The organism is Xenorhabdus sp. TS4 (assembly GCF_014467265.1).
In the GTDB taxonomy this organism is placed as follows: Bacteria; Pseudomonadota; Gammaproteobacteria; order Enterobacterales; family Enterobacteriaceae; genus Xenorhabdus; species Xenorhabdus ehlersii.
The window spans coordinates 1-2,435 of sequence record NZ_NKHQ01000117.1; the positions used below are offsets into that span (position 1 = coordinate 1).

The 2,435-nt window shown below is 48.5% G+C and carries 2 protein-coding genes; one reads left to right on the forward strand and one right to left on the reverse strand.

The genetic code is table 11. From position 1 onward, the window contains the following. Nucleotides 1–94: 94 nt before the first annotated feature. Nucleotides 95–1,771, reverse strand: coding sequence for a group II intron reverse transcriptase/maturase (gene ltrA, locus Xets_RS19630; RefSeq protein ID WP_187652409.1), 1,677 nt, complete (start codon nt 1,769–1,771; stop codon nt 95–97). Nucleotides 1,772–1,827: 56 nt separating this feature from the next. Here ltrA and Xets_RS19635 point away from each other — a divergent pair, with 56 nt between their 5' ends. Beyond that, nucleotides 1,828–2,127, forward strand: a complete 300-nt coding sequence (locus Xets_RS19635; RefSeq protein ID WP_071827887.1) for a hypothetical protein — start codon at nt 1,828–1,830, stop codon at nt 2,125–2,127. Nucleotides 2,128–2,435: the final 308 nt, after the last annotated feature.

Here is a 2,435-nt window from a genome sequence, read left to right on the forward strand (position 1 = left end):
CGTCGAGTAGCGAGCACGTATTACTACGCACCCGCCCTCTAAGAACCGTACGAGCGACTTTCACCGCATACGGCTCAAGCCTTTATAAACCTGCTTAGCAGGCCAGCGTGTTGACCGAAAATTCGCGCTCATGAACCTCATGATGGCAAGAAGGATGGAGTAATACTCTGTTTCCGATGACATCTCTGCCGCCCCGATGGCGAGGCACCAGATTGTGCTCCTGCCAGCCTGTTTCTTGAGTGATTGGCATTTTACACAACGCACAACGTCCCTGTTGTTCGCGATAAAGAATGAATATTTGCCGACGATACCGGAGCTTATTCATCATCCGTTTCGTCCGCAACATTTCACCCTCTTGTTCCCATGCCGGATCAAATGGATTGTACTTCCCCTTCACCTTTAAATGGCGTCGTATCGGGATACTTGAGATATCATACAGTACCCCTTCCCTCATTCCACTTTCTGCGTCAGAGGCGAAGACCCAGTCCCGGTTACCTATGGTGTGAAAATAGCGATCTTTCACCCATTGAGCTCCTTTCTTCTGATGTCTCCGTCTGGCCCATTGCCAGAGCATAAACCAGATCTGTGCATTCACTTTATGAAGCGTCGATTTGGCTACCACGGGTTGATGGTACTGTGCCCAGCCTTTCAGTAGGCGGTTAAGAATGTGGATAAGATTCACCTGCTTCGCCGCCCGATTGGCCGTGATTGTCTCCTTAACTTTTTGACAGAATGCTTGCACATTCTTCTTGGCGGGTTTGATCAGAAGCTTTCCGCCGTATTTGCGAAAATTCCACCCCAGAAAATCAAAACCCGTATCTATATGTGTAATGTGTGTTTTTTCCTCAGACAACGTCAATCCCCGTTCGGACAGAAAGCCTTCAATCCAGGATTTAACCTGCTCTTCCAGCATTTCTTTCGAACGGCAGGTGACTACAAAGTCATCGGCATACCGCACTATATTGATCTTGTTTATCCGGGCGCGTTCCTTGCCGATGTGTTTCTTAAGCAAGGCTTCTAATCCATCCAGAACCATATTCGCCAGTGTTGGGGAGATAATCCCACCCTGTGGGGTTCCTTCCTCTGTTGCTGCCAGATTTCCCTGATACACGACACCTGATTTTAACCAGTTGCGCAGCACTTTCTTATCCATAGGGATATGTTCGAGCAGCCACTTATGGTTGATATGATCAAAACACCCTTTAATATCCGCTTCCAATACCCATTGTGGAGAACGTTTTTTCGACAGGCAACAAAACAATTGTGCCATTGCGTCTGCCGTTGAGCGTTCTGCTCTGAAACCATAGCTGTTTGGATCACCGGTTGTTTCTGCCACAGGAGATAATGCCAGCAGATACAACGCCTGCATAGCGCGATCTTTCAGGGTAGGAATGCCCAGAGGGCGATGTTTACCCTTTGATTTTGGGATGAAAACCCGACGAAGAGGACTCGCCTGATAACCCCGGCGTTTTAACGTCTGGGCAGCTTTCCACTTCGCTTCTGGTGTTGACCATAATTTTCTGTCAACGCCAGGGGTTCGTTTACCGCTACTTTCAGTCACTCGCCGAACCGCCAGAAATTTGGCGGTTCGGGAGCGAACCAACATCCGTTGCAACGCTTTCACTTTGCGCCAGTTGTTGGCCTTACACGCTTTCGCAATCCGGATCTGTAGTGCTCTCACCGTTTGTTCAACATGACACCAATCGATATCGTGCCAGCAGAATAAACCGTGGGAAAGCGCAGACACTGATGTTGCCGAGTGCGCTACCATGCTGCTTTCCTCCATTATCGTCAGAGTGTTACAGGTTTCATGCGATTAAAGACCAGATGGAAGTGGGCTCACTTTCGCGTCAGGTGATGTTTCAACCCGTATTCTGGCTATTACGACCAGACCTTCGCTTTCTCCATCCTCCTTTACCCGCACCGTCAATAGCATTCCTTACGGTCTGCCTGCCCCGAGGGCAACGATACGGGCTTACCGTGTTCCTCACCAATTACACGACTGGGTTAGGATCTGCCTATTCACCGGTGGCTTTGATGACGACGTGCTCCCACTATAAACAAGAGCAACCAGCCACATACCCTTTTGGTCAGTGCCTGACAGCAGCTTTGGCACATCAAAATTAACGATGTTTATCAGCAATTCACTTACGTTATCCCTACCAGTCAGCCTTGCGCCTTACCCCGATGCTGCTTCGAGGATCGCAATCCCCCCCTCACAGGGATGATCACACCTAACGGTGGCTACTTTCCGGAGGAGCTTCAGACAAAACCGTTACCCGTAATGCCTGTCCTCTTGGGCTACTGTTGGTCGTACAACAGGTCAATCTTCATTCTGATATTGAATGTTTGACAATAACTGGCGAAGCTTATAATTTACTTCAAATCAACGTATCCAATTGTTTTTAATTGAAATAAATATTCACGTCGCACTT